At 68.4% G+C, this 15506-nt stretch carries 13 protein-coding genes; 9 read left to right on the top strand and 4 right to left on the bottom strand.

Annotated features, from left to right (window positions below; all coding sequences use genetic code 11):
- Positions 1-427: 427 nt before the first annotated feature.
- Genes ABE505_RS06510 through typA form a run of 3 tightly spaced genes read right to left on the bottom strand, consistent with a single transcriptional unit; the run spans position 428 to position 3296 of the window.
- Positions 428-886, bottom strand: a complete 459-nt coding sequence (locus ABE505_RS06510) for a DUF2127 domain-containing protein (RefSeq protein WP_346443282.1) — start codon at positions 884-886, stop codon at positions 428-430.
- Entirely contained in the window at positions 886-1470 is a 585-nt protein-coding gene (locus ABE505_RS06515) for a 2'-5' RNA ligase family protein (protein WP_346443280.1), read from the bottom strand. Before ABE505_RS06515 ends, ABE505_RS06510 begins: the two co-directional genes overlap by 1 nt.
- Positions 1467-3296, bottom strand: coding sequence for a translational GTPase TypA (typA, locus tag ABE505_RS06520; protein WP_346443278.1), 1830 nt, complete (start codon positions 3294-3296; stop codon positions 1467-1469). The genes ABE505_RS06515 and typA overlap by 4 nt, the downstream gene beginning before the upstream one ends.
- A 153-nt stretch (positions 3297-3449) precedes the next feature.
- On the opposite strand from typA, the gene ABE505_RS06525 reads away from it, so the two are divergent.
- From ABE505_RS06525 to prpE, 6 genes are all read left to right on the top strand, one after another.
- Positions 3450-3944 (top strand): peptidylprolyl isomerase, encoded by a 495-nt coding sequence (locus ABE505_RS06525; RefSeq protein WP_346443276.1) that lies wholly within the window; start codon positions 3450-3452, stop codon positions 3942-3944.
- A 50-nt stretch (positions 3945-3994) separates the two neighbouring features.
- Entirely contained in the window at positions 3995-4402 is a 408-nt protein-coding gene (locus ABE505_RS06530; RefSeq protein ID WP_346443274.1) for a hypothetical protein, read from the top strand.
- On the top strand, positions 4360-4776 hold the full coding sequence (locus tag ABE505_RS06535) for a hypothetical protein (protein ID WP_346443273.1): 417 nt from the start codon (positions 4360-4362) through the stop codon (positions 4774-4776). Before ABE505_RS06530 ends, ABE505_RS06535 begins: the two co-directional genes overlap by 43 nt.
- 145 nt (positions 4777-4921) lie before the next feature.
- Positions 4922-6121 carry an aminotransferase class I/II-fold pyridoxal phosphate-dependent enzyme gene (locus ABE505_RS06540; protein WP_346443272.1) on the top strand — a complete coding sequence of 400 codons (1200 nt, stop codon included), beginning with the start codon at positions 4922-4924 and terminating at the stop codon, positions 6119-6121.
- Between the two features lie 69 nt (positions 6122-6190).
- Entirely contained in the window at positions 6191-7177 is a 987-nt protein-coding gene (locus tag ABE505_RS06545; RefSeq protein WP_346443270.1) for a malate dehydrogenase, read from the top strand.
- A gap of 176 nt (positions 7178-7353) precedes the next feature.
- On the top strand, positions 7354-9255 hold the full coding sequence (prpE, locus tag ABE505_RS06550; RefSeq protein WP_346443268.1) for a propionate--CoA ligase: 1902 nt from the start codon (positions 7354-7356) through the stop codon (positions 9253-9255).
- Positions 9256-9330: 75 nt separating this feature from the next.
- Here prpE and ABE505_RS06555 read toward each other — a convergent pair whose 3' ends face one another.
- Positions 9331-10521 carry a citrate synthase family protein gene (locus ABE505_RS06555; RefSeq protein WP_346458221.1) on the bottom strand — a complete coding sequence of 397 codons (1191 nt, stop codon included), beginning with the start codon at positions 10519-10521 and terminating at the stop codon, positions 9331-9333.
- A gap of 128 nt (positions 10522-10649) precedes the next feature.
- On the opposite strand from ABE505_RS06555, the gene prpB reads away from it, so the two are divergent.
- The 3 genes from prpB (at position 10650) to acnD (ending at position 15460) form a co-directional block, all read left to right on the top strand.
- On the top strand, positions 10650-11534 hold the full coding sequence (prpB, locus tag ABE505_RS06560; RefSeq protein WP_346443265.1) for a methylisocitrate lyase: 885 nt from the start codon (positions 10650-10652) through the stop codon (positions 11532-11534).
- Positions 11535-11634: 100 nt separating this feature from the next.
- The gene (prpC, locus tag ABE505_RS06565) at positions 11635-12798 is read left to right on the top strand and encodes a 2-methylcitrate synthase (RefSeq protein WP_346443263.1); all 1164 of its coding nucleotides are present in this window, start codon (positions 11635-11637) and stop codon (positions 12796-12798) included.
- Between the two features lie 49 nt (positions 12799-12847).
- Positions 12848-15460: a Fe/S-dependent 2-methylisocitrate dehydratase AcnD gene (gene acnD / locus ABE505_RS06570; RefSeq protein ID WP_346443262.1), complete on the top strand. Its 2613-nt coding sequence runs from the start codon at positions 12848-12850 to the stop codon at positions 15458-15460.
- Positions 15461-15506: the final 46 nt, after the last annotated feature.

Genomic DNA, 15506 nt, shown 5'->3' on the forward strand with positions numbered 1-15506 from the left:
CCGGAAGCCGCTTTTCCCTCGGTCAAGGCCGCTTTGCGGCCCGGCCCGGCGCAGCGCGCCGTGCGTTCGTGCGGGCGCGCGGCAGTGCCGCGCAAGCAGTCCTCACTCACCCTGCCTTGACTCGGGCGCGCGCCATCCATGGCGCGCTCGGCGCGGCCACCGGCCGCCAGTCCGCTGCCGACGGCTTTCAGATCGTGCTTTCGTCAAGAACGAGCGCATTTGCTTGCTTGAAAGAAGGGGTGATCCCCGAGCCGCAGTGCGTTGTGCCGGCTGGGGGTTGCGCAGAGCGGGCCATGGATGGCCCGCGGCGGCGAGTCAGCCATGGATGGCTGCCGAGCCGAGGAGTAACCCCCGGCCGGCGCAACGCTGTTTCCGAAGTCGAGTGCGAGACGCGGCCGCAGCAATCAGTCCGCGCTGCGAGGTTGCTTCAGCCGCCCGCGCGTCGCCGGTACAGATCGCGCGCCAGTACCAGCACGATCAGCAGATTGAGCAGGAACACGCCCCAGGTCATCCAGTCGGGGTGGTGCCAGAGCGCGTAGATCTCGAACGGCAGATACGCGGCGGCGCCGATGACGCCCAGCCACGACGCCCAGGCGCGGTGCCACCACAGGCCCCAGCCTTCGAGCAGGCGCATGGCCGCGTAGATCAAAGCGACGGCAATCGCGATATGCAGTGTCTGCGGTGTGATTGCATCGAGCAGATCCATGCCGAAGCGATCGGCATCCGCGCCGAAGCGCGCGAGCACGCGTTCGACCTGGTGCTGCAGCGCGTCGGGCCCGATCGCCGCGAGGCCGGCGGCGATGACCAGGGCGATGGTGCCCTTGCCGGCCTCGAACAGGGCGATCGCACGCAGGCCGTTGTGGGGAGGTGTGATGTCGTCGGCCATCAAAACAGCGCGTCCTGGCGAGGCGGCGGGGGCAGGGAGGCGCCGGTCAGCGGCCAGCCGCCGAGCGCTTCGTAGCGACCGCCGGGATTGAACAGCAGTTCGAAGGTGTCGACCGTCAACGAGCCGATGTCGCAGTCTACGGCGTCGAGCCAGGGCTGCGCGTCGAGTCCCTTCGGCAGATAGGCCATCGTCACGTGCGGCTGGGTCGTCACCTGCGCCGGCGTGATGCCGCAGCGGCGGATCGCATCACGCGTCGCATCGCACAGCGCCTGCACGGCCAAGCAGCGGTGCGGCAAGGCCACGACGGCGCCGGACTGGCGCCAGTAGACGAGCCGCTGGAGGGTGAGCGTGTGCGGCGGGATGCGGGCTGCGGCAGCTGCGAACGCGTCCAGCAGTGCCGGCGTCGCAAGATGGCCTACGTCGTGGCCGATGAAGCAGAGCGTGGCATGCCACTGGTCGGCGCGCCGCAGTTGCAAAGAAGGCGCGCCCGATGGGCGCGCCTCCTGCAGACGTTGCGACAGCGTCGCGAGCGCCGCCCGACCGCCGGCGCCGGGCCGCCACCCCGGGAACAGCGCCTGGCTCACGCGGCGCGGGAGGCGCGCTTGCGGTCGCTCTCGGTCAGCAGCTTCTTGCGCAGCCGGATTTCCTTCGGGGTGACTTCGACCAGCTCGTCGTCCTCGATGAAATCCAGAGCCTGCTCGAGCGAGTACTTCAGCGCCGGGGTCAGCTTGATCGCGTCGTCCTTGCCCGAGGCGCGGACGTTGGTCAGCGGCTTGCCCTTGATGACGTTGACCGTCAGGTCGTTGTCCTTGGAGTGGATGCCGACCAACTGGCCCTCGTAGACATTGTCGCCTTCGGCCGCGAACAGCCGGCCGCGTTCTTCCAGCGGGCCGAGCGAGTAGGCCGGCGTCATGCCCGGCGCATTGGCGATCATCACACCGTTGTTGCGCTTGGCGATCGGGCCGGTCTCCTTCGGGCCGTAGTGGTCGAAGACGTGGAACAGCAGGCCCGAGCCCTGGGTCAGGGTCTTGAACTCGTTCTGGAAACCGATCAGGCCGCGCGCCGGGATCATGTAGTCCAGGCGCACGCGGCCCTTGCCGTCGGGCTCCATGTTCTTGAGCTGGGCCTTGCGAGTGCCGAGCTTTTCCATCACGCCGCCCTGGTGCTGCTCCTCGATGTCCACCACGAGCTGCTCGACCGGCTCCATCAGCTGGCCGTCGATCTCCTTGATGATCACTTCCGGGCGCGACACGGCCAGCTCGTAGCCTTCGCGGCGCATGTTCTCGATCAGCACCGACAGGTGCAATTCGCCGCGGCCCGAGACCAGGAACTTGTCGGCGTCGGCAGTCTCCTCGACCTTCAGCGCGACGTTGTGCAGCGTCTCGCGCTCCAGGCGCTCGCGGATCTGGCGGCTGGTGATGAACTTGCCGCCGCTATGCTCCTTGCTGCCGGCGAACGGCGAGTTGTTGACCTGGAAGGTCATCGAAATCGTCGGTTCGTCGACGGTCAGCGCCGGCAGCGCCTCGGGGGTGTCGAGCGCGCAGACGGTGTCGGAGATCGACAGGTCCTGCACGCCGGCGATCGCGACGATGTCGCCGGCCTGCGCCTCCTCGACCTCCACGCGCTCCAGGCCCAGGAAGCCCAGCACCTGCACGACCTTGCCCTGGCGCTTCTTGCCTTCGCGGTCGACGACGCTCACCGGCATGTTCTTCTTCAGCTTGCCGCGTTGGATGCGGCCGATGCCGATCAGGCCCACGAAGTTGTTGTAGTCGAGCTGACTGATGCGCATCTGGAACGCGCCGTCGATGTCGACATCGGGGGCCGGCACGTGCTGCATGATCGCCTCGTAGAGCGGGGTCATGTCGCCCGAGCGGACGCTGTCGTCCAGGCTGGCGTAGCCGTGCAGCGCCGAGGCGTAGACGATCGGGAAGTCGAGCTGCTCGTTGGTCGCGCCGAGCTTGTCGAACAGGTCGAACACCTGGTCGATGACCCAGTCGGGGCGCGCGCCGGGGCGGTCGATCTTGTTGACGACGACGATCGGCTTGAAGCCCATCGCGAACGCCTTCTGGGTCACGAAGCGCGTCTGCGGCATCGGCCCGTCCATCGCGTCGACCAGGATCAGCACCGAGTCGACCATCGACAGCACGCGCTCGACCTCGCCGCCAAAATCGGCGTGCCCGGGGGTGTCGACGATGTTGATGCGGTTGCCCTGCCAGTTGATGGCGGTGTTCTTGGCCAGGATCGTGATGCCACGCTCCTTTTCCTGGTCGTTGCTGTCCATCACGCGCTCGGCGAGCACGGTGCGTTCGGACAGGGTGCCCGACTGCTTGAGCAGCTGGTCGACGAGGGTGGTCTTGCCGTGGTCGACGTGGGCGACGATGGCGATGTTGCGCAGGCGTTCGAGAGACATGGGCAAGGCCGCACCTGGCTTGGACCTGGCGCGCTAGGGCAGTGGAGGAAGCCGGCTATCATACCTTGTCGCGCGCCGCGCGCGACAGGCGGCTTGAAATCGGCCATTGGGGCCGCATCCAGCCTGTCGGACCACCCCAACCCAGGATTCCCGATGTCCCTGCACGCCGTATTCGATACCGACCGTGGCCAGATCCAGGTCGAGCTGTTCGCCGACAAGGCCCCGCTGACCGTCGCCAACTTCGTCAACCTGGCCAAGCGCGGCTTCTACGACGGGCTGAACTTCCACCGCGTCATCGCCGATTTCATGGTCCAGGGCGGCTGCCCCGAGGGTTCGGGCCGCGGCGGTCCGGGGTATCGTTTCGAAGATGAAACGAACAACGGCGTCAAGCATGAACGCGGCGTGCTGTCGATGGCCAATGCTGGGCCCAACACCAACGGCAGCCAGTTCTTCATCACCCACATCAAGACCGACTGGCTGGACGGCAAGCACACCGTGTTCGGCAAGGTGACCCAGGGCCTGGACGTGGTGGACGCGATCAAGCAGGGCGACGTCATCAAGTCGGTGAAGATCGAAGGCGACGCCGAGGCCGCGCTGGCCGCCAAGGCCGATCGCGTCGCGGAGTGGAACAAGACCCTCGCGGCGTGATGCAATCGGCAGGCCGGCGCATCGCCGGCCTGCCTGCTGCGAGGGACGCCATGACATCGTCTGTCCGCCTGCGATCCCTCGCGCTGCTGCCGGCCCTGCTGCTGGGCCTGGTCGCATGCGACCGCCCGTCCGACGGCGCGCAACTGGCCCCGTCCACCGGGTCTCCGGTGGCGCCGCAGCCTCAGGACCCGGCCTTCGAGCAGAGCCTGGAGGGCATCTGGCGTACCGGCAGTGCGCAGGGCGATGATGCGCAGACGGTCTACGCCATCGAGTACCAGGCGGGCTCCGGCCTGCGGATCCTGCGCGACGGTGCCTGGCTCGACGGCACCGTCGAGGACGTGGATCTCGACAATCAGACACTGGCCTTCCACATCGCGCGCGCATCCGGGCCAGCGAGACCGCCACGCTGCGCAAAGTGCGCGATCCGGCCGCCGGCGACGGCTTCACGCTGCGCCTGACCTGGGCGCAGGGGCAGACCGAGGAGCTGGGCTTCGTGCGCCGCCTCACCCCGCGCGATCGCCAGGAGATCACGCTCGCCGTCTCGCAGGCCGACCAGGTCCCGGCGGTGGCCTGCGAGACCGACGCCGCGCAGGGCAGCCTGCGCGCGACGCTCGTCTGCAACCACGACGAATTCGCCGCGCTCGACCGCAACCTGCATGCGCAACTGGTCGAACTGTCGGCGCGCTACCCCGACGGCGACCGCACCGCGGCGGTGGTGGTCCAGCAACTCGACGCTTGCACCACGCCGGCCTGCCTGCGCGAGGTCTATGCGACGTGGCAGGCCTACTTCGACGAGAACTACGACCTGGGCGACGTGCTGGACTACCTGTAGGCGCCAACAGTCTCCCTCCCGACGCCCGCGCGCCTTGGTCAGAGCGGCGACGTGGCGCGGCCGGGACGGGGCGCCGTGATACCATTTCGCGCCGGAAAAACCGCTCTCCAGCCGCCGGCCAGCCCTCCCCGAACGAGGTTGTGCGATGCTCCAGCTCGCTGCGCGCACCGGTCGCGCCAAGCCCAGCGCCATCATGCAGGTCGCCGAGAAGGCCAAGCGTCTGAAGGCCGAGGGACGGGACATCATCAGTTTCTCGATCGGCGTGCCGAACTTCCTGCCCGGCCCGCACGTCTACGCCGCCGCGCGCGACGCGCTCGATCGCGACAGCGGCCAGTACGGCAGCAACCGCGGCGGCGATGCGCTGCTCGACGCCTTCATCGGCCACCTCGACCGGATCGGCCTGCCGGGCTATACGCGCGCCCATTGCGCCAGCGGCATCGGCGCCAAGCACATCCTCTACACGCTGGCCGAAGTGCTGCTGGACGAAGGCGATGGTTTCGCGTTCGCCACGCCGTACTGGACGACCTATCTCGACATCGCGCAGATCGTCGGCGCCGATATCCGGCTGCTGCCGTGCCCGCCGGAGCAGGACTACAAGCTGACCCCGGCCCAGCTCGACGCCGCGCTGGCGCAGCAGCCCAAGGTCTTCCTGTTCAACAACCCATCCAATCCGACCGGCATGGTCTACAGCCAGGCCGAGATCGCCGCGCTGGCGGATGTAATGGCGCGCCATCCCGATACCTGGATCGTCACCGACGACATCTACAACGCGATGGTGTTCGACGGTATCGGCTATCACCACTTCGTGCAGGCCCGTCCCGAGCTGCGCGAGCGCACGATCTTCGTCGATTCGTTGTCCAAGACCTACGGCATGCCGGGTTGGCGCGTCGGCCTGCTGGCCGGCCCCGAGCGCGTGGCGACCGCCTTTGCGACGATGAACTCCAACCACATCACCAACGTGCCGGAGGTCGTGACCGCGGCCGCGGTCGCCGCGCTGTCCGGCCCTCAGGATGTGCCGACGGCCAAGTGCGCCGAGTTCCAGGCGCGCCGCGACGTGGTGATGGCCGCGCTGGCGCAGATTCCGGGCGTCGTGTGCCCCAAGCCTGCCGGTGCGTTCTATGTGTTCCCCGATGTCAGCGTCGCGTTCGGCAAGTCGCATGGCGACTCGCGCATCGAGAACGATGTCGACCTGTGCAATGCGCTGCTCCAGGCCAAGGGCGTGGCCTGCGTGCCCGGCTCGGCCTTCGGCGAGCCGCGGGCGTTGCGTATCAGCTATACCTGCCCGGAGGCGCAACTGGTGCCCGGGCTGACCCGCATCCGCGAGTTCTTCGCGGAATTGACCTGAGCCGACGGCGCCGCCGCCCGGTTCGTCCCCACCCACGTGACCGTTCGATTTGATATGAGAGGAATGACGATGAAGAAGCCCGTCCGTGTTGCCGTGACCGGCGCCGCCGGCCAGATCGGCTATGCGCTGCTGTTCCGGATCGCCTCCGGCGAGATGCTGGGCAAGGACCAGCCGGTGATCCTGCAGCTGCTCGAACTGCCGATCGACAAGGCGCAGGCCGCGCTCAAGGGCGTGATCATGGAGCTGGAGGACTGCGCGTTCCCGCTGCTGGCCGGTACCGTCGGGACCGACGATCCGGAGGTCGCGTTCAAGGACGCCGACATCGCGCTGCTGGTCGGTGCGCGTCCGCGCGGCCCGGGCATGGAGCGCAAGGACCTGCTGCTGGAAAACGCCAAGATCTTCACCGCGCAGGGCGCCGCGCTGAACAAGGTCGCCTCGCGCGACGTCAAGGTGCTGGTCGTCGGCAACCCGGCCAACACCAACGCCTACATCGCGATGAAGTCCGCCCCCGACCTGCCGGCCAAGAACTTCACCGCGATGCTGCGCCTGGACCACAACCGCGCGCTGAGCCAGCTCGCCACCAAGGCCGGCGTGGCCGTGGGCGAGATCGAGAAGCTGATCGTCTGGGGCAACCACAGCCCGACCATGTACCCCGACTACCGCTTCGCGACCGTCGGCGGCGCCTCGCTGAAGGACAAGATCGGCGACGATGCCTGGAACGCCGACACCTTCATCCCGCAGGTCGGCAAGCGCGGCGCGGCGATCATCGAGGCGCGTGGCCTGTCGTCGGCCGCGTCGGCCGCCAATGCCGCCATCGACCACGTGCGCGACTGGGTGCTCGGCTCGAACGGCAAGTGGACCACGATGGGCATCCCGTCGGACGGCTCGTACGGCATCCCCGAGGGCGTGATCTTCGGCTTCCCGGTGACCACCGAGAACGGCGCGTACACGATCGTCCGCGACCTGCCGATCGACGACTTCAGCCAGAAGGCCATCGACAAGACCCTGGCCGAGCTCGAGGAAGAGCGTTCGGGCGTTGCGCACTTGCTGGGCTGACCGGCACCGCGTTCGCCTCGCAAGGCCGGCCCTCGGGCCGGCCTTGTCGTCTCCGCCGCAGCGCGAGCCAGACGGCCGCCAGGCCCTGATGCGCGCGCGTACTAGACCAACGTCGTAGCGCGGTCGGTGCACCGCACGGACTAGCCTTCAGGCTCCTCCCATCCGAAGGCAGGGCCATGCGTTACGACGAGTTCCATCGCCGCTCCATCGAAGATCCTGAAGGGTTCTGGGGCGAGCAGGCGCAGGCGATCCACTGGCACAAGGCGCCCGAGCGGATCCTCGACGATTCCAAGCCGCCGTTTCGCAAGTGGTTCGTCGGCGGTCTGACCAATCTCTGCTACAACGCGGTCGACCGCCATCTCGAGACCGGCGGCGACCGCCTCGCGCTGGTCGCGATCTCGAGCGAGACGGGGCAAACGCGCGAGCTCAGCTATCGCCAGTTGCACCGCGAGGTCGTCGACTTCGCCGCGGTCCTGGTCGCACTCGGCGTCGGGCGCGGCGACCGCGTGGTGATCTACATGCCCAACATGGCCGAGGCGGTGTTCGCGATGCTCGCCTGCGCGCGGATCGGCGCGGTGCATTCGGTGGTCTTCGGCGGCTTCGCCGCGCACAACCTGGCGCTGCGCATCGACGACGCCAAGCCCGCGCTGCTGATCGCGGCCGATGCCGGCAGCCGTGGTGGCAAGGTCATCCCCTACAAGCCATTGGTGGATGCGGCGCTGGCGCAAGCGACCTCGCCGCCGCCGCGCGTGCTGATCGTCGACCGCGGGCTTGCGCCCGGCGGGTCGCGGGTCGAGGGACGCGACGTCGACTACGCCACGCTGCGCGCCGCGCATGCCGGCAGCGACGTGCCGGTCGAATGGCTGGAGTCCAACGAACCCAGTTACCTGCTCTACACCTCGGGCACGACCGGCAAGCCCAAGGGCGTGCAGCGCGACGTCGGCGGCTACGCGGTTGCGATGGCGCTGTCGATGTGGGCGATCTACGACGTGCGTCCGGGCCAGGCGATGTTCTCGACCTCCGACGTCGGCTGGGCGGTCGGCCACTCCTACAACGTCTATGGCCCGCTGATCGCAGGTGCCACCGCGATCCTCTACGAAGGCCTGCCGACGGCACCCGATGCCGGCATCTGGTGGAAGATCTGCGCCGACTATGGCGTGCGCACGATGTTCTCCTCGCCGACCGCGATCCGCGTGCTGAAAAAGCAGGATCCGAAGTTCCTGCGCCAGTACGACCTGTCGGCGCTGCGGTATCTGTTTCTGGCCGGCGAGCCGCTCGACGAGCCGACCGCGACCTGGATCAACGCGGGCCTGGGCGACACGACGATCATCGACAACTACTGGCAGACCGAGACTGGTTGGCCGGTTCTGGCGCTGATGCCCGGGGTCGAGCTGAAGCCGGTGAAATTCGGCTCGCCCGGACTGCCGACACCGGGCTACGACCTGCGCGTGATCGACGAGGCGACCGGCGAGCGCGTGCCGCCGGGCACCAAGGGCGTGCTGGTGATCCAGCCGCCGTTGCCGCCGGGCTGCATGACCACGGTGTGGAACGACGATGCGCGGTTTTTGTCGAGCTACTTCTCGCACTTCAAGGCGCTGGTCTACAGCTCGTTGGACTGGGCGATCCAGGACGAGGACGGCTACACCTTCATCCTCGGGCGCACCGACGACGTCATCAACGTCGCCGGCCATCGCCTGGGCACGCGCGAGATCGAGGAGTCGGTGGCCAGCCATCCGGCCGTCGCCGAGGCTGCGGTGATCGGCGTGGCCGACGAGATCAAGGGGCAGGTGCCGATCGTGTTCGCGACGCTCAAGCAGGCCGCGTCCGACCCCCAGGCCCAGCATGCCACCGCCGGAGAGATGATGCGCACGGTCGCCGATCAGCTCGGCGCGGTGGCGCGGCCCGCACGGGTGTACGTGGTCGGTGCGCTGCCGAAGACGCGTTCGGGCAAGCTGCTGCGGCGCTCGTTGCAGGCCCTGGCCGAATCACGCGACCCCGGCGACCTGTCGACGCTGGACGACCCGAACGCGCTGGAGGAGGTGCGCCGGGTGCTCGCGCGCGGCGCCGATGCCGGATAAGCGTGGCCGCGTCCTTGCGTTGACGTCGACGCGACCCGTGGCGCGCGGCCGTGGCCAGCCCCGGCTGCCGCGCGCTCACTCCGGCTCGACGCCGGTGTAGCGCGCGCGGGGCCGGATCAGCCGGCCCAGCGCCTGCTGTTCCAGCGCGTGCGCCAGCCAGCCCGATAGCCGCCCGGCGGCGAACATCGCCAGCGCCGGCGTCGCCGGCAGGTCGTGGACGAAGCAGATCGCCGCCAGCATGCCGTCGATATTGGGCGGTCGGCCGCTGGTCTCGGCGGCCGCGGCGATGACGGTCTCGACCTGACGCATCCGAGGCGTGTCGCCGAGCGTGGCGCGCAGCCGCGCGAGCACATGCGCCGCGCGCGGGTCGCCCTCGGGATAGAGCACGTGGTGGAAGCCGGGCAGGTCGTCGCCGCGCTGCCAGCGCTCGGCGATGTAGCCGGCGGGCGAGGGCGCATCGCAGGCTTCCCGAATCAGCGCATGCGCACGCGCGGTCGCGCCGCCATGGCGCGGTCCCGACAGGGCGGCCAGACCCGCGCAGACCGTCGCGTGCAGGTGCGCGCCGGTGGACGCGACCACGCGCGCGGCGAAGGCCGAGACGTTGAGTTCGTGATCTGCGCACAGCACCAGGGTGGTCCGGACCAGATCCGCGAAGGCCGCATCGCCCGGGCGCCAGGCCTCGGCGAGCACCACGTGGACGGGCCGCGCATCGGGCGGGCCTGCGACCAGCAGCGCCGCATTCTGTCGCAGCAGCGTCGCCGCGATGCCACGTTTGGCGGCAGGCGCGGCGCTCAGGGAGTGGCGCAGGTCGGGCGCGAGCAGTGGCAGGACCGCCATCGCGCGTTCGATCGGCGGCAGGGTGGCATCGCCGGCGATCGTCGCGACCCGCGCCGGCCAGGGGTCGACGGCGGCATCGAACGGATCGCTGTCGCCGCAGTCCCACAGCAGCCGCGCCGTGTCCTCGAGCGTCGCCCCGGCCTCGACCATCGCCACCGCCGAACGCCCGCGGTAGTAGGGGCTGTCGGGCCGGATCAGCGAGATCCGCGTCTCCATGACCGGCAGGCCGCGGTCGAGGCTCTGTGCCGCGCCGCGGGCCGCGCCGCGCCCGGCGCGCTTGCGCTGGCGCAGGCGCTCCACGTCCTGGCGCAGATAGACGCGGCTGCGATGGTCCAGCCCCGGACGCGATTCCAGCAGGCCGCGGCTGACGTAGGCGTACAGGGTCGCGGTGCTGATGCCGAGTGCCGCGCAGGCCTCGGCGGCGGACATCAGATCGCCATCGTTCGCATTCACTGTGAATTCCGATGTATTGATTGATTCGATCAAGATTGATCAACCATTCGTACAGTGACACATTGCGCGTCATCGCGGTACACCGCAGTCCCGGAGTCGCATCGATGAGCACCCTGTCCGCTGGCGCCCGGTTCCGCGCCGCCCTCGCCGCCGAGTCGCCGTTGCAGGTGATCGGCGCGATCAACGCCAACCATGCGCTGCTCGCCCAGCGCGCCGGGTTCCAGGCGATCTATCTGTCGGGCGGCGGCGTCGCCGCCGGTTCGCTGGGACTGCCGGACCTGGGCATCAACACGCTCGAGGACGTGCTGATCGACGTGCGCCGGATCACCGACGTCTGCGATCTGCCGTTGCTCGTCGACATCGACACCGGGTTCGGGCCGAGCGCCTTCAACATCGAGCGCACGGTCAAGTCGCTGATCAAGGCTGGCGCTGCGGCCTGCCATATCGAGGACCAGGTGGGCGCCAAGCGCTGCGGCCATCGGCCGGGCAAGGAGATCGTGCCGCAGGGCGAAATGGTCGATCGGGTCAAGGCGGCGGCCGATGCCAAGACCGATCCCGATTTCTTCCTGATCGCGCGCACCGATGCGATCCAGGTCGACGGCGTGGATGCCGCGATCGAACGCGCGATCGCCTGCGTCGAGGCCGGTGCCGATGGCATCTTCGCCGAGGCGGCCTATGACCTCGACACCTACCGCCGGTTCGTCGATGCGGTGCAGGTGCCGGTGCTGGCCAATATCACCGAGTTCGGCAAGACGCCGCTGTTCACCCGGGACGAGTTGGCCTCGGCGGGGGTGGCGATCCAGTTGTTCCCGCTCTCGGCGTTCCGCGCCGCCAACAAGGCGGCCGAGCTGGTCTATACCGCCGTGCGCCGTGATGGCCACCAGCAGAATGTCGTCGATGCGATGCAGACCCGCGAGGAGCTCTACGAGCGCATCGGTTACCACGCCTTCGAACAAAGGCTCGACGCGCTGTTCGCGGCAAATAAGTAGGCACCTGCCCAATGTCCTGCTGCGCTTGCCGGCTGGCGCGCGCAACAGGCGTTGAACAGGTTCCACGCGACTCCATCCAGGCATTCACCGGAGATCCCAGATGAGCGAGACCACTGCCACCACCGCCCCCGGCTTCAAGCCGAAGAAGTCCGTCGCGTTGAGCGGCACCGCCGCCGGCAATACCGCGCTGTGCACCGTCGGCCGCAGCGGCAACGACCTGCACTACCGCGGCTACGACATCCTCGATCTCGCGCGCACCAGCGAGTTCGAAGAGATCGCCTATCTGCTGGTCCACGGCAAGCTGCCCAACGAGGCCGAGCTGCGCGGCTACAAGGCCAAGCTCAAGTCGCTGCGCGGCCTGCCGGCGGCGGTCAAGGCGGCGCTGGAAGAGCTGCCGCCCTCCGCGCATCCGATGGATGTCATGCGCACCGGCGTGTCGGTGCTCGGTTGCGTGCTGCCCGAATCGGCAGACCACAACCATCCGGGCGCGCGCGACATCGCCGACAAGCTGATGGCCAGCCTCGGCTCGATGCTGCTGTACTGGTACCACTGGAGCCACAACGGCCGGGTCATCGACGTGGAGACCGATGACGACTCGATCGGCGGGCACTTCCTGCATCTGCTGCACGGCGTCCCGCCGCGCGAGTCGTGGGTCCGGGCGATGCACACCTCGCTGATCCTCTACGCCGAGCACGAGTTCAATGCCTCGACGTTCGCCAGCCGGGTGATCGCAGGCACCGGCAGCGACCTGTATTCGTGCATCGCCGGCGGCATCGGCGCGCTGCGCGGACCCAAGCACGGCGGTGCCAACGAAGTCGCCTTCGAAGTGCAGAAACGCTACGACACGCCCGACGAGGCCGAGGCCGACATCCGCGCGCGCGTGGAGAAGAAGGAAGTGATCATCGGCTTCGGCCACCCGGTCTACACCGTCAGCGATCCGCGCAACGTGGTCATCAAGGACGTCGCGCGGGAACTGTCCGACGAGGTCGGCAGCCGCAAGATGTACGACATCGCCGAGCGCCTGGAGACGGTGATGTGGGACATCAAGAAGATGTTCCCCAACCTCGACTGGTTCAGCGCGGTGAGCTACCACATGATGGGCGTGCCGACGGCGATGTTCACCCCGCTGTTCGTCATCGCCCGCACCGCCGGCTGGAGTGCGCACGTCATCGAACAGCGCATCGACGGCAAGATCATCCGTCCCAGCGCGCACTACACCGGTCCGGAGGACCAGCCGTTCGTGCCGCTGGCCGAGCGCAAGTAAGCGCCCATCCGCCTTCGGCATCAAACGTCCTTCTTCGAAGTAGCCAGCCATGAACAGCCAGCACCGCAAGCCCCTTCCCGGTACCGACCTCGACTGGTTCGACGCGCGCGAGGCGGTCGAGGCGCTGTCGCCCGGCGCCTACGCCCGCATGTCCTACACCGCTCGGGTACATGCCGAGAACCTCGTACGGCGCTGCGATCCGGCGCTGCTCGACGATGCGCTGCGGCAGCTGATCGAGCTGCGTCGCGATCTCGACTTCCCGTGGTATCCGGCGCGCGTGGTCTGTCACGACATCCTCGGCCAGACCGCGCTGGTGGACCTGGCCGGTCTGCGCGATGCGATCGCCGAGCAGGGCGGCGACCCGGCCAAGGTCAATCCGGTGGTGCCGGTGCAGCTGATCGTCGACCATTCGCTGGCAGTGGAGTGCGGCGGCTTCGATCCCGATGCATTCGCCAAGAACCGGGCGATCGAGGATCGGCGCAATGCCGACCGCTTCGACTTCATCGACTGGACCAAGCGCGCGTTCCGCAACGTCGAGGTGATTCCGCCGGGCAACGGGATCATGCACCAGATCAACCTGGAGAAGATGTCGCCGGTGATCTACACCCAGCATGCGGCGGATGGGCGTGGCGTCGCGTTTCCCGACACCTGCGTCGGCACCGACAGCCACACCCCGCATGTCGACGCGCTGGGAGTCATCGCGATCGGTGTCGGCGGCCTGGAGGCGGAGAACGTGATGCTCGGGCGCGCGTCGTGGATGCGCACGCCCGAGATCGTCGGCGTGGAGCTGGCGGGTCGGCCCGGTCCGGGCATCACCGCGACCGACGTGGTGCTGGCGCTGACCGAGTTCCTGCGCAAGTCGAAGGTGGTCGGCGCGTATCTGGAGTTCCGCGGCCCGGGCGCGGCCGCATTGACCATCGGCGATCGCGCGACGATCTCCAACATGGCGCCCGAGTACGGCGCAACCGCGGCGATGTTCTTCATCGATGACAACACGCTCGACTATCTGCGCCTGACCGGCCGCGACGACGCCCAGGTGCAGTTGGTGGAGACCTATGCCAAGGCAGCTGGCCTGTGGGCCGATGCGCTCGACGGCGCGCAGTACGAGCGCACGCTGCACTTCGACCTGTCGAGCGTCGTGCGCAACATGGCCGGCCCTTCGAATCCGCACAAGCGGGTCGCGACCCGCGACCTCGTCGCCAGCGGCATCGCCGGCGCGTGGGAGATGCCCTCCGACGGCACGATGCCCGATGGCGCGGTGATCATCGCCGCGATCACCAGTTGCACCAACACCTCCAACCCTCGCAACGTGATCGCCGCCGGCCTGCTGGCGCGCAACGCGAACGCGCGCGGTCTGCTGCGCAAGCCGTGGGTCAAGACGTCGCTGGCGCCCGGGTCGAAGGCGGTCGAGCTGTATCTGCGCGAGAGTGGCCTGCTGCCCGAACTCGAGCAACTGGGCTTTGGCATCGTCGCGTTCGCCTGCACCACCTGCAACGGCATGAGCGGTGCGCTGGACCCGGCGATCCAGCAGGAGATCATCGATCGCGACCTCTACGCCACGGCGGTGCTCAGCGGCAACCGCAACTTCGACGGCCGCATCCATCCCTACGCCAAGCAGGCGTTCCTGGCCTCGCCGCCGTTGGTGATCGCCTATGCGATCGCCGGTACGGTGCGCTTCGACATCGAACAGGACGTGCTGGGGATCGATGCCGACGGCAACGCGGTCACGCTCAAGGACATCTGGCCCTGTGATGCGGAGATCGATGCGGTGGTCAAGGCCAGCGTCAAGCCCGAGCAGTTCCGCAGCGTCTACGGCCCGATGTTCAAGCTGCATGTCGATACCGGCGAGCGCGTCGCGCCGCTGTACGACTGGCGGCCGATGAGCACCTACATCCGGCGCCCGCCGTACTGGGAAGGCGCATTGGCCGGCGAGCGCACGCTGCGCGGCATGCGTCCGTTGGCGGTCCTGGGCGACAACATCACCACCGATCACCTGTCGCCGTCCAACGCCATCCTGGCCAGCAGTGCGGCCGGCGAGTACCTGGCGAAGATGGGCGTGCCGGAGGAGGACTTCAATTCCTACGCCACCCACCGCGGCGATCACCTGACCGCACAGCGGGCGACCTTCGCCAATCCCAAGCTGGTCAACGAGATGGCCGTCGTCGATGGCCAGGTCAAGCAGGGCTCGCTGGCGCGGATCGAACCCGAGGGCCAGGTCGTGCGCATGTGGGAGGCGATCGAGACCTATATGGCGCGGCGCCAGCCGCTGATCATCGTGGCCGGCGCCGACTACGGTCAGGGCAGCTCGCGCGACTGGGCCGCCAAGGGCGTCCGCCTGGCCGGTGTGGAGGCGATCGTGGCCGAAGGCTTCGAGCGCATCCACCGCACCAACCTGATCGGCATGGGCGTGCTGCCGTTGGAATTCGAGCCCGGGACCACGCGCCTGACGCTGGGCATCGATGGCACCGAGACCTTCGATGTGATCGGCGAGCGCACCCCGCGCGCGATGCTGACCCTGGCGATCCACCGCAAGGACGGCACGCAGCTCGCGGTCCCGGTGATCTGTCGTCTCGACACCGCCGAAGAAGTCTCGATCTACGAGGCCGGCGGCGTGCTGCAGCGCTTCGCGCAGGATTTCTTGGAGTCGTCAAAGGTCGCATGATCTGAGCCCTTCTTCCCTGGCGGGACTACGTGCCCGCCGGGGTAGA

It is taken from the genome of Luteimonas sp. TWI382 (assembly GCF_039674545.1).
In the GTDB taxonomy this organism is placed as follows: domain Bacteria; phylum Pseudomonadota; class Gammaproteobacteria; order Xanthomonadales; family Xanthomonadaceae; genus Luteimonas.

Excerpts from the sequence above, each read along its gene's own strand:
- ABE505_RS06510 (WP_346443282.1), bottom strand. The coding sequence starts at position 886 with ATGGCCGACGACATCACACCTCCCCACAACGGCCTGCGTGCGATCGCC.
- prpE (WP_346443268.1), top strand. The coding sequence starts at position 7,354 with ATGCGTTACGACGAGTTCCATCGCCGCTCCATCGAAGATCCTGAAGGG.
- ABE505_RS06530 (WP_346443274.1), top strand. The coding sequence starts at position 3,995 with ATGACATCGTCTGTCCGCCTGCGATCCCTCGCGCTGCTGCCGGCCCTG.
- ABE505_RS06540 (WP_346443272.1), top strand. The coding sequence starts at position 4,922 with ATGCTCCAGCTCGCTGCGCGCACCGGTCGCGCCAAGCCCAGCGCCATC.
- acnD (WP_346443262.1), top strand. The coding sequence starts at position 12,848 with ATGAACAGCCAGCACCGCAAGCCCCTTCCCGGTACCGACCTCGACTGG.
- ABE505_RS06525 (WP_346443276.1), top strand. The coding sequence starts at position 3,450 with ATGTCCCTGCACGCCGTATTCGATACCGACCGTGGCCAGATCCAGGTC.
- prpC (WP_346443263.1), top strand. The coding sequence starts at position 11,635 with ATGAGCGAGACCACTGCCACCACCGCCCCCGGCTTCAAGCCGAAGAAG.
- prpB (WP_346443265.1), top strand. The coding sequence starts at position 10,650 with ATGAGCACCCTGTCCGCTGGCGCCCGGTTCCGCGCCGCCCTCGCCGCC.
- typA (WP_346443278.1), bottom strand. The coding sequence starts at position 3,296 with ATGTCTCTCGAACGCCTGCGCAACATCGCCATCGTCGCCCACGTCGAC.
- ABE505_RS06545 (WP_346443270.1), top strand. The coding sequence starts at position 6,191 with ATGAAGAAGCCCGTCCGTGTTGCCGTGACCGGCGCCGCCGGCCAGATC.
- ABE505_RS06555 (WP_346458221.1), bottom strand. The coding sequence starts at position 10,521 with ATGTCCGCCGCCGAGGCCTGCGCGGCACTCGGCATCAGCACCGCGACC.